At 37.8% G+C, this 14,082-nt stretch carries 16 protein-coding genes; 12 read left to right on the forward strand and 4 right to left on the reverse strand.

The genetic code is table 11. The annotated features are described in order from the left end of the window. Window positions 1-47: 47 nt before the first annotated feature. The 4 genes from CN326_RS08905 (at window position 48) to CN326_RS08920 (ending at window position 4,266) form a co-directional block, all read left to right on the forward strand. Window positions 48-560: an acyltransferase gene (locus CN326_RS08905; RefSeq protein WP_098308401.1), complete on the forward strand. Its 513-nt coding sequence runs from the start codon at window positions 48-50 to the stop codon at window positions 558-560. 122 nt (window positions 561-682) lie between these two features. Continuing rightward, window positions 683-2,194, forward strand: coding sequence for a tetratricopeptide repeat protein (locus tag CN326_RS08910; RefSeq protein WP_098308403.1), 1,512 nt, complete (start codon window positions 683-685; stop codon window positions 2,192-2,194). A 134-nt stretch (window positions 2,195-2,328) separates the two neighbouring features. After that, window positions 2,329-3,279 (forward strand): thioredoxin-disulfide reductase, encoded by a 951-nt coding sequence (gene trxB / locus CN326_RS08915; RefSeq protein ID WP_141525009.1) that lies wholly within the window; start codon window positions 2,329-2,331, stop codon window positions 3,277-3,279. Window positions 3,280-3,459: 180 nt separating this feature from the next. Then, complete coding sequence (locus tag CN326_RS08920; protein ID WP_098308407.1) at window positions 3,460-4,266, forward strand: DUF368 domain-containing protein; 807 nt, start codon at window positions 3,460-3,462, stop codon at window positions 4,264-4,266. A 72-nt stretch (window positions 4,267-4,338) separates the two neighbouring features. Here CN326_RS08920 and CN326_RS08925 read toward each other — a convergent pair whose 3' ends face one another. Together CN326_RS08925 and CN326_RS08930 are read right to left on the reverse strand one after the other, a co-directional pair. Further along, complete coding sequence (locus tag CN326_RS08925; RefSeq protein ID WP_098308409.1) at window positions 4,339-4,773, reverse strand: DoxX family protein; 435 nt, start codon at window positions 4,771-4,773, stop codon at window positions 4,339-4,341. Between the two features lie 20 nt (window positions 4,774-4,793). Then, the gene (locus CN326_RS08930; RefSeq protein ID WP_098308410.1) at window positions 4,794-5,078 is read right to left on the reverse strand and encodes a hypothetical protein; all 285 of its coding nucleotides are present in this window, start codon (window positions 5,076-5,078) and stop codon (window positions 4,794-4,796) included. Between the two features lie 336 nt (window positions 5,079-5,414). On the opposite strand from CN326_RS08930, the gene CN326_RS08935 reads away from it, so the two are divergent. The 8 genes from CN326_RS08935 (at window position 5,415) to CN326_RS08970 (ending at window position 12,272) form a co-directional block, all read left to right on the forward strand. Next, window positions 5,415-6,146, forward strand: coding sequence for a (Fe-S)-binding protein (locus CN326_RS08935; protein WP_098308412.1), 732 nt, complete (start codon window positions 5,415-5,417; stop codon window positions 6,144-6,146). 2 nt (window positions 6,147-6,148) lie between these two features. Beyond that, complete coding sequence (locus CN326_RS08940; protein WP_098308413.1) at window positions 6,149-7,564, forward strand: LutB/LldF family L-lactate oxidation iron-sulfur protein; 1,416 nt, start codon at window positions 6,149-6,151, stop codon at window positions 7,562-7,564. Beyond that, window positions 7,564-8,265 (forward strand): LutC/YkgG family protein, encoded by a 702-nt coding sequence (locus tag CN326_RS08945; RefSeq protein WP_098308415.1) that lies wholly within the window; start codon window positions 7,564-7,566, stop codon window positions 8,263-8,265. Before CN326_RS08940 ends, CN326_RS08945 begins: the two co-directional genes overlap by 1 nt. Before the next feature lie 335 nt (window positions 8,266-8,600). Further along, window positions 8,601-9,059 (forward strand): NUDIX hydrolase, encoded by a 459-nt coding sequence (locus CN326_RS08950; RefSeq protein WP_098308417.1) that lies wholly within the window; start codon window positions 8,601-8,603, stop codon window positions 9,057-9,059. Between the two features lie 20 nt (window positions 9,060-9,079). Then, window positions 9,080-9,961: an RNase adapter RapZ gene (gene rapZ / locus CN326_RS08955; protein ID WP_098308419.1), complete on the forward strand. Its 882-nt coding sequence runs from the start codon at window positions 9,080-9,082 to the stop codon at window positions 9,959-9,961. A gap of 3 nt (window positions 9,962-9,964) precedes the next feature. Continuing rightward, window positions 9,965-10,918, forward strand: a complete 954-nt coding sequence (locus CN326_RS08960) for a gluconeogenesis factor YvcK family protein (protein ID WP_098308421.1) — start codon at window positions 9,965-9,967, stop codon at window positions 10,916-10,918. Window positions 10,919-11,042: 124 nt separating this feature from the next. After that, window positions 11,043-11,993 (forward strand): DNA-binding protein WhiA, encoded by a 951-nt coding sequence (whiA, locus tag CN326_RS08965; RefSeq protein ID WP_098308423.1) that lies wholly within the window; start codon window positions 11,043-11,045, stop codon window positions 11,991-11,993. A 21-nt stretch (window positions 11,994-12,014) separates the two neighbouring features. Next, on the forward strand, window positions 12,015-12,272 hold the full coding sequence (locus CN326_RS08970; RefSeq protein ID WP_098308424.1) for an HPr family phosphocarrier protein: 258 nt from the start codon (window positions 12,015-12,017) through the stop codon (window positions 12,270-12,272). A 98-nt stretch (window positions 12,273-12,370) separates the two neighbouring features. On the opposite strand, the gene clpP is transcribed toward CN326_RS08970, so the two are convergent. After that, window positions 12,371-12,952, reverse strand: a complete 582-nt coding sequence (clpP, locus tag CN326_RS08975) for an ATP-dependent Clp endopeptidase proteolytic subunit ClpP (RefSeq protein WP_098308426.1) — start codon at window positions 12,950-12,952, stop codon at window positions 12,371-12,373. 248 nt (window positions 12,953-13,200) lie between these two features. Further along, window positions 13,201-14,076: a DUF421 domain-containing protein gene (locus CN326_RS08980; protein ID WP_098308428.1), complete on the reverse strand. Its 876-nt coding sequence runs from the start codon at window positions 14,074-14,076 to the stop codon at window positions 13,201-13,203. Window positions 14,077-14,082: the final 6 nt, after the last annotated feature.

Below are 14,082 nucleotides of genomic sequence, written 5' to 3' on the forward strand. Positions count from 1 at the left end.
TCTTACGAGCGGCTGGGCTCAGCGAGTACAAAAAGGGAGAGAGCAAAGTGCGACGGACAACGCGCTATCCAGTATCGGGAGCAAATTCATTATGGAATGTATATAAAACGGTTTCATTTTGGAAAGTGATGAAAAACTTCATTGTAATCCAAATCGCGCGATATACCCCTTTTTTACGTATGAAAAATTGGTTATATCGCACATTTTTGCGGATGCAAATCGGAGAGAAAACTTCTTTTGCACTTATGGTTATGCCAGATACTATGTTCCCAGAGAAAATTACAGTTGGACGTAATTCAGTGATTGGCTATAATACAACGTTATTAGCTCATGAATATTTAATTACAGAATATCGTCTTGGTGAAATTATTATTGGAGACGAAGTAATGATTGGTGCAAATTCGACTGTTTTACCTGGCGTTGTCATTGGAGATGGGGCAATTGTTTCAGCTGGGACACTTGTTCATCGCGATGTACCGGATGGTGCTTTCGTCGGTGGGAATCCTATGCGAATTATTTATACGAAAGAGGAAATGGCAGCGAGAGAAGGGAAATGTTAGAAATGTAACATTTTCCTTTTCTTTTCGGTAATGAAAAGGAAATATTTGTGTGTAATATATTGTTTTGTTTTTGGAGGAATCGTTTATACTTAGAGATAGAAGAATGAAATAATGGAGGAGTTATGGGGAAAAATCAAGAAATTCATAAAGATAACGGACAAGTTATTTCTTTTAATCAATTAGCTAACTTCTTTTATGATAAAGGCATGAAGGCTTATCGCAATCATCATTTAGAAGATGCAATTAAATATTTTAAGAGAGCGGCACAAGATCAGAAAGAGCCGTTTATTTTATGTCAATTAGCAACGGCATTATCGGAAGCGGGAGAGTATCACGAATCGAATCAAATCTTATTACAAATTGTTCGTACGGGTGAACAAATAGAAGAATGCTATTATTTTATGGCAAATAATTATGCGTATCTTGGGTTATTCCAACAAGCGAAAAAGTATGCAGAACGGTATTTAGAAATTGCGACGGATAAAGAATTTATTGCTGAAACAATAGAACTTTTAGAGATTATTGAAGAAGAAGAAATGGATACGCCGGAATTCGAAGATGAAGATGGATTAATTGTGATGCAAGAGCAAGCAAATCATTATATTCGTAACGGTCAATTAGAAGAGGCGATTGCGACGCTTGAAGGAGTCATAACGGAATATCCGGAATTTTGGTCAGCGCATAATAATTTAGCAATTGCTCATTTTCAGCTTGGGAATGTTGATCAAGCGTTGAAAATGACAGAGCTGATTTTAGAGAAGAATCCAGGAAATATTCATGCGTTATGTAATACGCTTATTTTTCTATATTCCATTGGGGAATATAAGCAAGTAGAAAAGTTAGCAGAGCAATTGGAAACAGTGTATCCGATGTCGTTTGAACATCGGGTGAAACTAGGGACAACATTTGCGACAATTGGTCGTTTTGAAAGTGCATATAAATGGTTAAAAGTGTTAAAACGTCAAGGTTACGAAGGTGATGTTAGCTTTTATTATTGGTTTGCATATTCTGCCTATATGGTAAAGGATGAGCAAACAGCCGAGAAAATGTGGGCGCATGTAGTGGAATTACATCCTGATAAAAAGGGAAAAGAACCTTGGAATGCTATTAATTTAGTAGATGAAGGCCAAAATATTTTATTCCGAGAGCTTCAGCAATCGTTTCAAAAAAGTGAAACATTGGAAGAACAAATGCTCGCTTTATATTTAATGAATGAACTGACAACACCAGAAAAGCTTGGCTTTTTCTTTGATGTTATGCAATCTCCTAATCGTGTTCCAATTGTATCGCAATTAGCGAACTATTTCTTTTTAATTAACAGTCATAAAAGTATTCCAGGAGAACTGCAGCAGTTTGAACAATGTATTCGCATTGCAGATGCTTTATACAATTATACGAAAAAAAATGATGAGCTTATTGAAGAATGTTTACATCTTTGGTTTTGTACATTTATACGTTTATACACGAGCGGAACGTCCTTTACAAATGTATATGGCTGGTCAGCGGCAGTTGAATATATTGTAAGAGGCGAGTGCCAAAATAAGCTAACGCAGGCAGAGCTTGGTAATATATATAATGTATCGGTAGCAACTGTACGAAAATATGTGCAAGCAGTGAGACGTTTGCATGCATAAAGTGAGACTTTCATCAGTGGAGGTCTTACTGCCCGCGAATAGCGGGATAAATGCAAGCAAATCGCTGGGAAAAACCAGTTGCCAGCAGTATAATGAGGGTATCAAAAGAGCGATAAGAACAGGAGATGAGCAATATGGCAGAAGAAAAAATTTATGATGTAATTATTATCGGAGCTGGTCCAGCAGGGATGACAGCAGCTGTGTATACATCTCGTGCGAATTTAAGCACACTGATGCTTGAACGCGGTATCCCAGGCGGACAAATGGCAAATACAGAAGAAGTAGAAAACTACCCAGGATATGACCATATTTTAGGGCCAGACTTATCAAACAAAATGTTTGAACATGCGAAGAAATTCGGTGCAGAATACGCATATGGTGATGTGAAACAAGTTATTGATGGGAAAGAATATAAAACAATTGTAGCTGGAAAAAAAGAATATAAAGCACGTGCAATTATTGTAGCGAGCGGTGCGGAATATAAGAAAATTGGCGTGCCAGGAGAGAAAGAACTTGGCGGCCGCGGCGTATCATACTGTGCGGTATGTGACGGTGCATTCTTTAAAGGTAAAGAGCTTGTTGTTATTGGCGGCGGCGACTCAGCTGTTGAAGAAGGTGTGTATTTAACACGCTTTGCAACGAAGGTAACGATTGTTCACCGTCGTGACCAATTACGTGCACAAAAGATTTTACAGGACCGTGCTTTCCAAAATGAAAAAATTAATTTCATTTGGAATCATACTGTAAAAGAAATTAACGAAGCAAATGGAAAAGTAGGCAGCGTAACACTTGTGGATGTAAATAGCGGTGAAGAGCAAGAGTTTAAAACAGATGGCGCATTTATCTATATCGGTATGCTACCACTTTCTAAACCATTTGCAGAGCTAGGTATTACAAATGAAAATGGTTATATTGAAACAAATGAACGTATGGAAACAAAGGTTCCTGGTATTTTCGCAGCTGGTGATGTTCGCGAAAAGATGCTTCGTCAGATTGTAACAGCAACTGGTGATGGAAGTATTGCAGCACAAAGTGCACAGCATTATGTGGAAGAACTAGTAGAAGAATTAAAAGTAGGAAAATAATCAACAAAGAAGAGAAGCTATCTTTATTGAGATGGCTTCTTTTTTGTGATATAGGATTTCAGCACTTTAATTGTCATCAGGATGTCATATATGCTTTTGGGTTTTGTTAGTCCTCTGTTTCTTTTGTTGTTATACTATAAATTGGGAAAAATATGCAAAGAAATGAGGAATGTACACAAGATGGAATGGCGTAATGTATATCGTGGTTTTTGTATGGGAGTTAGTGATTTAATTCCTGGTGTGAGCGGTGGCACAATTGCTGTTGTACTGGGGATTTATGAGCAACTACTTGCAGCGATTAGCGGATTCTTTAGTCGTGAGTGGAAAAAACATTTAGGATTTTTGATTCCGCTTGGTGCTGGTGTAGCGGCAGCATTTTTGACGTTAAGTCATGTAATTAAGTATTTACTGGAAAATCATTATGAGCCAACGCAATTTTTCTTCCTTGGCTTAATCTTGAGCATTTTACCAATGTTAATGAGGGAAGCAAATGCGAAGGAAACATTTAAAGCAGGACATATTATTATATTGTTTGTTGCTGCAGCTCTTGTAGCCGTAACAGCATTTTTTAAGCCAGATAAAGCGGCAGACCCAATTATGACGTTAACAATTTCAAATACGATTGGGCTGTTCCTTGCGGGTTGGATGGCTAGTATGGCTATGCTGCTTCCAGGGATTAGTGGATCATTTATTTTATTAATCATTGGTGTGTATCCAACGGCGATTCAAGCTTTAACAACATTGAATCTACCACTAATTGCAGTAATTGGTGCAGGTGTTATGGTAGGATTTGTTGTGAGTAGTAAAGGGATTAGCTATTTATTAACGCATTATAAAAGTGCAACATTTGCGGCAATTATCGGACTTGTTATTGGGTCAATTGCAGTGGTGTTTCCTGGTATTCCAACAGGCGGTATATCGATTGTAAGCTCTATTATTATGTTTATTTTAGGATTTGCGATTGTATCCTATTTTAGTAAGAAATAAGTGATTGAGGGACAGCCCTCAATCACTTATTTTTTTGTTTATACAGTAAGACCCCATAGTTAAGTGGATTTGTTAGCCTGCGAGCAGTACTAGTACAATAAAGGTGACTTGTATACTAGTTCGTAGCCATAGTGAGGGAGGATGTTTTCCAGCGATAGTTAACCTCTCTTTTGATGCCTTGATATTTGCTGGAAACATAGCGATGAGTAAGATCGCTAAGCAAATGGAAGTCAATCTAGACATAGATGGAATTAATATACCTATCGCTGCAGCAATTTCTAACAAACCAGTAATCAAGACGATTAAATCAGGTCTGGGGAAAATCGATGGTACCATGCGGATTAAGTCAGTTTTTCTCTTTCCCCACCTGGCGGAAGCAGCAATAAGTAACATAGCAGCAATAGCTGCTTGAAGTGATGTGTGCCAACTATCAAAATAAGACAAACCCATTTGCCCCATACCTAGAAATAAAAAGAATGAAATAATGAGCACGTAAAATGCTACCATAACTATTCTCCTCCTCCTGATTAAGCTTTTAATAAATTACTCATGAGTAATTTTAGTTCTTCAGTTTGAAAAGAAGGTTTTTTTCCAGGAATAGCATGATGTACTTGGTAACCAAGCATCAGTAAAATCCACAGTTCTGCTGTTCTACTACTATCGATGGAGCTTTTAATCACAGCATGTTGTTGGCCACTTTCAATCCATTGTTTTGAAAAATGTAATGCATGTTCATAGTATTGCTTTAGTACCTTCATGACAGAAGGTTCATTTTCTCTTCCTAATAAATATAACAGTACTCGATTTGTCACTAGATGATCCTCAGAAGTCGACAAGTTCTGTATAACTTTCTCTAAGGATGCCTCAAAAGTTTTTCTCCTTTACTTACCATTTTTATTCATATTTTTTACGTTTTTTACTAAAAATACAAAAAGGTAGATTGGTTGACAAAGTTACTTGAACATACAGTGATTATCTTTGCTTTTCTACTGTATCCCGCTCTAACAAGCAGTAAGCGAAGGTGGAAATTCAAGGAGGAGAACTGCTTGTAAGAACCCGATTGGTTCAACTAACCATTTGAAGGAAAAGCACCTTCGAATGGAAGTTTCACTTTATCCCGCTACTTTACCTTATTTGGAGGTGTCAATATGAAAGTATCCGTATTTATTACTTGTCTTGGAGATGTTTTTTATCCAGAGGTAGGAAAAGATGTTGTTGAAATTCTTGAAGATTTAGGTTGTGAAGTCGACTTTCCAAAAGATCAAACCTGCTGTGGTCAACCTGCTTATAATAGCGGTTATCAAAAAGAAACGAAAACGGCTGCAAAACATATGATTGAAGCATTTGCTGGTTCAGAATATGTTGTGGCACCATCCGGGTCTTGTGTCATGATGGTTCACGAGTTTTCAAGCTTATTTTCTGAAAGTGAAACAGAATGGCGGCAAAAAGCTACTGAACTGGCCAATAAAACATATGAATTTACACAATTTCTTGTAGAAGTGTTAGGTAAAGAAGATTTAGGTGCGGAACTTCATAAAAAAGCAACCGTTCATACATCTTGTCATATGAGCCGGTTGATGGGTATTAAGGAGCCTCCTCAAAAGTTATTAAAACATGTAAAAGGGTTAGAAGTCGTTCCGTTATCACACAATTATGATTGCTGTGGATTCGGCGGTACATTCTCAGTGAAGATGGCAGAAATCTCAGAGCAAATGGTTGATGAAAAAGTGAAACATATTATGGAAACAGGTGCGGAAGTGTTAATCGGGATGGATTGCAGCTGTTTAATGAATATAAAAGGCCGATTAACACGTAATGGTTATCCAATTGAGGTAAAGCATATTGCGCAAGTATTAAATGAAGATAGAAAGGGGATATAAAAATGGGGATGAAAATTGGAAATGATCCCTTTCATAAACGTACTGAAAAGGCCGTTGGTGATCAATTCATGAGAAGGGCTGTTGCGAAAGCGCAAGATGGCCTTAGAGGTAAGAAACTAAAAGCAACTGAGAGTCTTGGGAATTGGGAAGAATGGCGCTCTTTAGGAGAAGAGATTCGAAAGCATACATTAGAAAACCTTGATTATTATTTATATCAACTCAGTGAAAATGTTGAGAAAAACGGGGGCTTTGTTTATTTCGCAGAGACTGCTGAAGAGGCAAGGGAATATGTAAAAGGGATTATAAAAAAGAAAAATGCGAAAAAAATTGTGAAATCAAAATCTATGGTAACGGAAGAAATCAGTCTAAATGAAGCAATTGAAGAAGTGGGCGGGGAAGTACTAGAAACGGACCTTGCAGAATTTATTTTACAAATTAATGACCATGATCCGCCATCACATATTGTTGTTCCTTGTCTTCATAAAGATAAAGAAAGTATTTGCGAGTTGTTTAAAGAAAAAATAGGGTATACCGGAACAGCTGATCCTGAAAAAATGGCGAGGTTTGTACGGAACTATTTGCGCAATGACTTTTTAACAGCGGATGTAGGTGTTACTGGTTGTAATTTTGCTGTTGCTGAGTCCGGGTCGGTTTCTATTGTAGCAAATGAAGGGAATGCGAGGTTAGTTACGACCATTCCGAAAACGTTAATTACCGTTATGGGGATGGAACGGATTGTCCCAACATGGGAGGAGATGGATGTGTTAGTAACACTCCTGTGCCGAAGTTCTGTAGGGCAAAAATTAACAAGTTATATTACAGGCCTAACGGAACCTGGGGGGACGGATGGACCTGAGGAATTTCATTTAGTGATTGTTGATAATGGGCGTTCCAATATTTTAGGAACAGAATTCCAAAGTGTCCTTCAATGTATTCGTTGCGCTGCATGTATTAATGTATGTCCAGTATATCGTCATATCGGAGGTCATGCATACGGCTCAATTTATCCAGGCCCGATTGGTGCTGTATTGACACCGCTTTTAGGAGGGTATGATGAATATAAAGATCTACCTTATGCATCTAGCCTTTGCGGTGCTTGTACGGAAGCATGTCCGGTAAAAATACCTTTACACGAATTGTTAATTCGACATCGCCGACAGATTGTGGAAGAAGCGAAAAAGTCTCCTTTAGCTTGGGATATGGCTATGAAAGGCTTTGAAAAAGTGGCGAATAGCTCGAGGTCGTTCTCTCTTGCAGCGAGGACAGCTCCGTACGCATTAAAGCCTTTTATAAAAGGAGACAAAATTGAACGCGGGGTAGGGCCGTTAAAAGCTTGGACAGAAGCGAGAGATTTTCCGGCTCCGAAAAAACAACCGTTTAGAGATTGGTTCGAAAAACGGTCAAGGGAGGAGAAATAATGGCTATTCAAAATCGCGATACATTTTTATCCCAATTATCAGAGAAACTGGGCAGAAAACGCCCGGAAACAGTAAAAAAACCAAGTTGGTCTGTTTCTCCACAATGGAGCGTTTTTGACGGATTAACACAAGACGAACTTATATCGAAGTTAGTTGAACAATGTGAAACCATTCATACAGAGGTGCAGCGAACAACAAAGGCTCATCTTGTTGAAACGTTACAAACTTTTATGAAAGAATGGAATATCGGATCTGTTATTTATTCTTATGATGAACGATTTGATGAATATGATCTGAGTGGATTTTTTACAAATGAAGGGGAAATACATTTCCATAAATGGGACTTAGATCATAAAGAAGAGAGTATTGAATTTGCAAAAACAGCTGATGTTGGAATTACGTTTAGTGATATCACTCTTGCTGAATCAGGAACTGTCGTTTTATTTAATGAGGGTATAAAAGGGAGGCCCGTTAGTCTTCTTCCTGAATCATATATCGCAATTGTCCCGAAAAGTACGATTGTGCCAAGATTAACACAAGCTACAAAGATGATTCATAATCAAAATATGAAGGGTGAAAAAATCCCATCCTGTTTGAACTTCATCTCTGGCCCATCAAACAGTGCTGATATTGAAATGAATCTTGTCGTAGGTGTACATGGACCAATAAGAACAGCATATATTATTGTGGATGATCAATAATTGTACAAGGCCTCTCCCTGGGGCCTGCCACCTGCCGATCAAATTAATATGCTGAAGTATTCCAATAAGAAAATTTTTTTCGCTACTTTGGAGCAGTAAGATTCCCGCCTCAAGATTCAGAGAAAAACAAGAAATATAGGTGGGGGATGAAAAAAATCCCTGATGGAAGTTTCACTTTATTTTTTTCACTGAATGGTGATGGGAATAGTCTCCCATCATCTTTTTTATTTGTTGGAGACCGGAAGTTCCTTCATTGTGACAAACTGTATTTGATAGTATAATGAAGTGAGTATATAATGGGAATTTCCCTGTTATAAGTAGCTGAGGTGAGAAGCTTGCAAAGAGTGACAAACTGTGTGTTAATCAAGGATAATGAAGTTCTCCTATTACAAAAGCCTCGTCGAAATTGGTGGGTTGCTCCAGGTGGAAAGATGGAGCGCGGCGAAACAGTAAGAGAGTCGGTTGTTCGTGAATATCGCGAAGAAACGGGTATTTATTTGAAAAATCCAACATTAAAAGGTGTCTTTACTTTTGTGATCCAAGAAGGAGATAAGGTTGTTTCTGAATGGATGATGTTTTCCTTCTTAGCTACAGATTTTGCAGGAGAAAATAAATTGCAAAGCGAAGAAGGGATAATAGGCTGGCATACAGTTGATAAGATTGATGAGCTGCCAATGGCGCCAGGAGATTATCATATTATTGATTATTTAATTAAAGGAAATGGTATTATTTACGGTACATTTGTATATACACCAAATTTTGAATTACTTTCGTATCGATTGGATCCGAGTTAAACCATAAGGGGGGGATAATGATGGACGCACATAATGATATTAAAATGGTCATTATTACAGGAATGTCCGGAGCAGGAAAAACGGTTGCTCTGCAAAGCTTTGAGGATTTAGGATATTTTTGTGTGGATAATTTACCGCCCATGTTGTTGCCGAAGTTTGTTGAATTAATGGCAGATTCGAAAGGGAAAATGAATAAAGTAGCGCTCGGTATCGATTTGCGTGGCCGAGAGTTCTTTGATCACCTATGGGGAGCGCTTGATGATTTAACAGAGCGTACATGGATTATTCCTCATATTTTATTTTTAGATGCAAAAGATAGTACACTTGTAACTCGATATAAGGAAACAAGGCGTTCACATCCACTTGCTCTAACAGGTCTTCCGTTAAAAGGAATAGAAGCAGAGCGTACGCTGTTAACAGATATGAAGGCGCGCGCGAATATTGTCCTTGATACGTCAGACTTAAAACCGAAAGAGTTAAGAGAAAAGATTATTCAATTATTCTCAACTGAGAGTGAGCAAGCATTTCGTGTGAACGTGATGTCATTTGGATTTAAATATGGTATTCCAATTGATGCTGATTTAGTATTTGATGTTCGTTTTTTACCGAATCCATATTATATTCCACACATGAAGCCGTTAACAGGTCTTGATGAGGAAGTATCATCCTATGTACTGAAATTTAATGAAACGCATAAATTTCTAGAGAAGTTAACAGACCTTATTTCCTTTATGCTTCCACATTATAAGCGAGAAGGAAAAAGTCAACTTGTTATTGCAATTGGATGTACAGGGGGACAACATCGATCCGTTACGCTTGCAGAATATTTGACGAAACATTTGAAGCAAGAGTGTCCAACTCATGTGTCTCATCGTGATGTGGAGAAGAGAAAGGGACATTAAGCGATGGAAAAAGAGAGAAAACCGAAAATCGTTATTATGGGAGGCGGAACTGGTTTATCCGTTTTATTGCGCGGGTTAAAAAAGTATCCTGTCGATATTACAGCGATTGTAACGGTTGCTGATGATGGGGGAAGTTCTGGGAGACTTCGTGATGAGTTAGAAATCCCGCCTCCTGGAGACATTCGCAACGTGCTTGTTGCGTTGTCTGATGTGGAGCCTCTTGTGGAGGCGTTATTCCAACATCGTTTTACATCAGGAGAAGGATTAACAGGACATGCGCTTGGTAATTTATTGTTAGCTGGAATGACAGCTATTACGGGCGATTTCTTTCATGCCATTACGGAAACAAGTAAAGTGTTAAATGTAAGAGGGCGTGTACTTCCAGCTGCGAATCAAAGTGTTGTTTTGCATGCGGAATTGGAAGACGGGCAAATTGTAAGCGGGGAATCTAAAATTCCGTATTACGGCAAAAAGATTAACCGTGTATTTTTAACACCGGGGGAAGTAGAACCGCTTCATGAAACACTAATGGAAATTCGAAAAGCTGATTTACTTGTATTTGGACCAGGTAGTCTGTATACAAGTATTTTGCCGAATTTAATGGTAAAAAAAATCGGCGATGCAGTCCTTCGTGCAAAAGCGAAGAAAGTGTATGTGTGTAATGTAATGACTCAAGTTGGTGAAACAAGGGGATATACAGCGTTTGATCATGTGAAAGCATTGCACGATCATCTTGGAGAAGCGTTTATTGATACAGCAATAGTGAACGATGAACCAATTCCAATTGAATTATTAGGGCGTTATGCAGAAGAAATGTCGAAGCCAGTTACAATTGATGAAGAGCATTTTACATCGCATAATATTAAGTTGATTAAAGATCGTTTAGTAAAATATGATGATCAAGTTGTGCGTCATGACACAGTAAAATTAGCTTCGATTTTACATTCGTTAATATAAATTGTAAGCTTGTAGAAATAATGAATAGGCTTGCATGATAGAAGGCGTTACTTCTTTGAGGTAACGCTACAAATTCATTTAGGGCATGAAAATAATTTTTACATTTTGTCAGGAGGTGAAATGGTTGTCATTTGCATCAGAAACAAAGAAAGAGCTGACAAAGCTTGAAATGAAGGGGTGCTGTGAGAGGGCAGAGCTATCAGCATTACTTCGGATGAACGGTTCACTCTCCTTTTCAAATCGCCGTGTAATCATTGATATTCAAACGGAAAATGCAGCGATTGCTCGAAGGATTTATACATTATTGAAAAAAGGATATAACGTTACAGTTGAGTTGCTTGTGCGTAAGAAAATGCGCTTAAAGAAAAATAATGTGTATATCGTTCGTTTAGTTGAAAAAGCACGTGAAATTTTATCGGATTTGCACATTGTACGAGAGGACTTTTCGTTTATTCGTGATATTTCACAAGAATTAATTGAGAAAAAGTGTTGTAAACGTTCATACTTACGCGGTGCGTTTTTAGCTGGTGGTTCCGTTAATAATCCGGAAACATCATCATATCATCTAGAAATTTTCTCGTTATACAAAGAACATAATGATGCAATATGTGAACTTATGAACGAGTTTGCATTAAATAGTAAAACGTTAGAAAGACGAAAAGGGTATATTACGTATTTAAAGGAAGCGGAAAAGATTACCGAGTTCTTAAATATTATTGGTGCTCATAATGCTCTTTTAAGGTTTGAAGATATTCGCATTGTGCGCGATATGCGTAATTCTGTAAATCGTCTTGTGAACTGTGAAACAGCAAACTTAAATAAGACGATTGGTGCAGCCTTAAGGCAAATCGAAAATATTCGTTATATTGATGAAACAGTTGGTCTGGATTTTTTACCAGATAAATTACGTGAAATCGCAGAACTGCGTATCAATTATCAAGATGTTACATTGAAAGAATTGGGGGAAATGGTATCCGGGGGGAACATCAGTAAATCGGGTATCAACCATCGTTTACGTAAAATCGATGATATTGCTGATAAATTGCGTGCTGGGGAAGCAGTTGTAAAAAAATAAAAGGTAAAGGGGAATGGAGCTGTGGTTCAAAAACAGGTAGAGGTGTTGTTGAAAACTGGATTACAAGCACGTCCGGCAGCGTTGTTTGTACAAGAAGCAAATCGTTTTCAAGCCGATATTTTTATGGAGAAAGACGGAAAAACAGTCAATGCTAAGAGTATTATGGGGATTATGAGCTTAGCAATTGGATCTGGATGTAAAGTTACAATTACTGCAGAAGGATCAGATGAAACAGCAGCATTAGAAGCACTTGTTTCTTATGTGCAAAAAGAACAATAAAGTGAAACCTCCATCAGTGGGGGTCTTACTGCCCGCGAATAGCGGGATAAAAAGAGCTATCGCAAATGTGCGATAGCTTTTTTTGTAGTCCGCTTTTCTTAGCGATTTGTAAAGATTTTATCGATTAAGCCATATTCTAGTGCTTTATCTGCTGTCATGAAGTTGTCGCGCTCTGTGTCGCGCTCGATTACTTCTAAATCTTGACCTGTACGCTCAGAAAGAATTTTGTTTAATTTATCACGTAAGAATAGGATGCGTTTTGCAGCGATTTCGATTTCTGTCGCTTGTCCTTGTGCACCGCCAAGTGGTTGGTGAATCATAACTTCACTGTTTGGAAGAGCGAAACGTTTTCCTTTTTCACCAGCAGCAAGTAGGAAAGCGCCCATAGATGCAGCCATACCGATGCAAATTGTAGATACTTTTGGTTTAATGAATTGCATTGTATCGTAAATTGCCATACCTGCTGTAATAGAGCCGCCAGGACTGTTGATATATATATGAATATCTTTTTCTGGGTCTTGTGATTCTAAGAATAAAAGCTGAGACACGATAGAGTTTGCTACGTTGTCATCAATTGCGCTGCCAAGCATAATGATGCGGTCTTTTAATAAACGAGAGTAAATGTCGTAAGCACGTTCCCCGCGATTTGTTTGTTCGATAACTGTAGGAATTAAATTCATGTGTAACTTCCTCCTTTAACACATTTGTTAGTTTTATAATACAATTATGGTCAATAAAGGTCAAACGAAACCACTTCAGTTTAAAAAATATGTAGGTGTATCATGTTAATTCGCTATAAATAAGGAATTCCCTTCTTCTTTACCTTCCTCATCATAACCGAATTGTATGAATTTAAACATATCAAATATGGAGAAAGGCTGCCATACAAAAAAGAACGCCGTTACATATATAAGCGTTCTTTTCTCTTTTACTCTTTAAGTAGATAAGTCACTTTATTTAAAATTTCCTCTATCTTCTTGGCATTATTTGCATACATGCTGCTAGCAGCATTTGATTTCGTTTCTAAAGAAAATAGTTCGAGATCAGCATGACACTTCTTTAAGGAAGCGAGTAATAATGGCTTGTCTTGAGGAGAAGGCATTTGGATTTTATCGTTGTATATGTCGACAGTTAGTTGTCCGTAAGAATCGACTTGTCCGATAAAAACATTATCTAGTGCAACCCCAATTTTTTCGAGTTCAGCGCGAAGCCAAGCGCGGTTATGGCCGCTAGCTGAAAGAGGTTCATCTATTATGTTTCCATCCATAATGACTGTGTGTGTTTCTTTTTCATTTGGTAATTTTAATCCGATGTCTTTTGCAGTTAGTGGTTGTTTGTCTTTCTTTAATAAAACGTTTAATTCCCCGCTTGGTTCCAGTACAGCAAATTCAACATCGGATATGTTGAATACATCTTTTTTTCGAAGAAGCTCTAGTAGTTCGTCGCTCGTATATTTTTCCTTTTTTAAATTATCTTCGAGTACTTTGCCATCTTTTATAAAAATAGTGGATTTACCTTCAACAAAATCTCGTACTGTCTTATTTTTTAAGGAAATCAGTCCTGCGAAAAAAGGTATGATAGCAAAAACCAGCATACTAGAAATACCGTGGACGAAGTTTTGTTCCAATCCTGTCGATACTTCTGCAGCGATATCACCAATCGTCATACCGGCTATGTATTCAAAAAAGGAAAGTTGAGAGATTTGTCTTTTGCCAAGCCATTTCGTAATGGCGAATAAAACAATTAAGACACATAAAGAACGTATAATGACAAGCGGCCATTCTGGTATGTGAATGTTAGGCATATAAAG

The sequence above is a fragment of the Bacillus sp. AFS018417 genome (assembly GCF_002560985.1).
Classification (GTDB): Bacteria; Bacillota; Bacilli; order Bacillales; family Bacillaceae_G; genus Bacillus_A; species Bacillus_A rhizoplanae.

Bases quoted from the DNA above. Each gene is read 5' to 3' on its own strand.
- CN326_RS08910 (WP_098308403.1), top strand. From the start codon at position 683: ATGGGGAAAAATCAAGAAATTCATAAAGATAACGGACAAGTTATTTCT.
- CN326_RS08920 (WP_098308407.1), top strand. From the start codon at position 3,460: ATGGAATGGCGTAATGTATATCGTGGTTTTTGTATGGGAGTTAGTGAT.
- trxB (WP_141525009.1), top strand. From the start codon at position 2,329: ATGGCAGAAGAAAAAATTTATGATGTAATTATTATCGGAGCTGGTCCA.
- CN326_RS08980 (WP_098308428.1), bottom strand. From the start codon at position 14,076: ATGCCTAACATTCACATACCAGAATGGCCGCTTGTCATTATACGTTCT.
- CN326_RS08940 (WP_098308413.1), top strand. From the start codon at position 6,149: ATGGGGATGAAAATTGGAAATGATCCCTTTCATAAACGTACTGAAAAG.
- CN326_RS08935 (WP_098308412.1), top strand. From the start codon at position 5,415: ATGAAAGTATCCGTATTTATTACTTGTCTTGGAGATGTTTTTTATCCA.
- CN326_RS08945 (WP_098308415.1), top strand. From the start codon at position 7,564: ATGGCTATTCAAAATCGCGATACATTTTTATCCCAATTATCAGAGAAA.
- clpP (WP_098308426.1), bottom strand. From the start codon at position 12,952: ATGAATTTAATTCCTACAGTTATCGAACAAACAAATCGCGGGGAACGT.
- CN326_RS08925 (WP_098308409.1), bottom strand. From the start codon at position 4,773: ATGGTAGCATTTTACGTGCTCATTATTTCATTCTTTTTATTTCTAGGT.
- rapZ (WP_098308419.1), top strand. From the start codon at position 9,080: ATGGACGCACATAATGATATTAAAATGGTCATTATTACAGGAATGTCC.
- CN326_RS08960 (WP_098308421.1), top strand. From the start codon at position 9,965: ATGGAAAAAGAGAGAAAACCGAAAATCGTTATTATGGGAGGCGGAACT.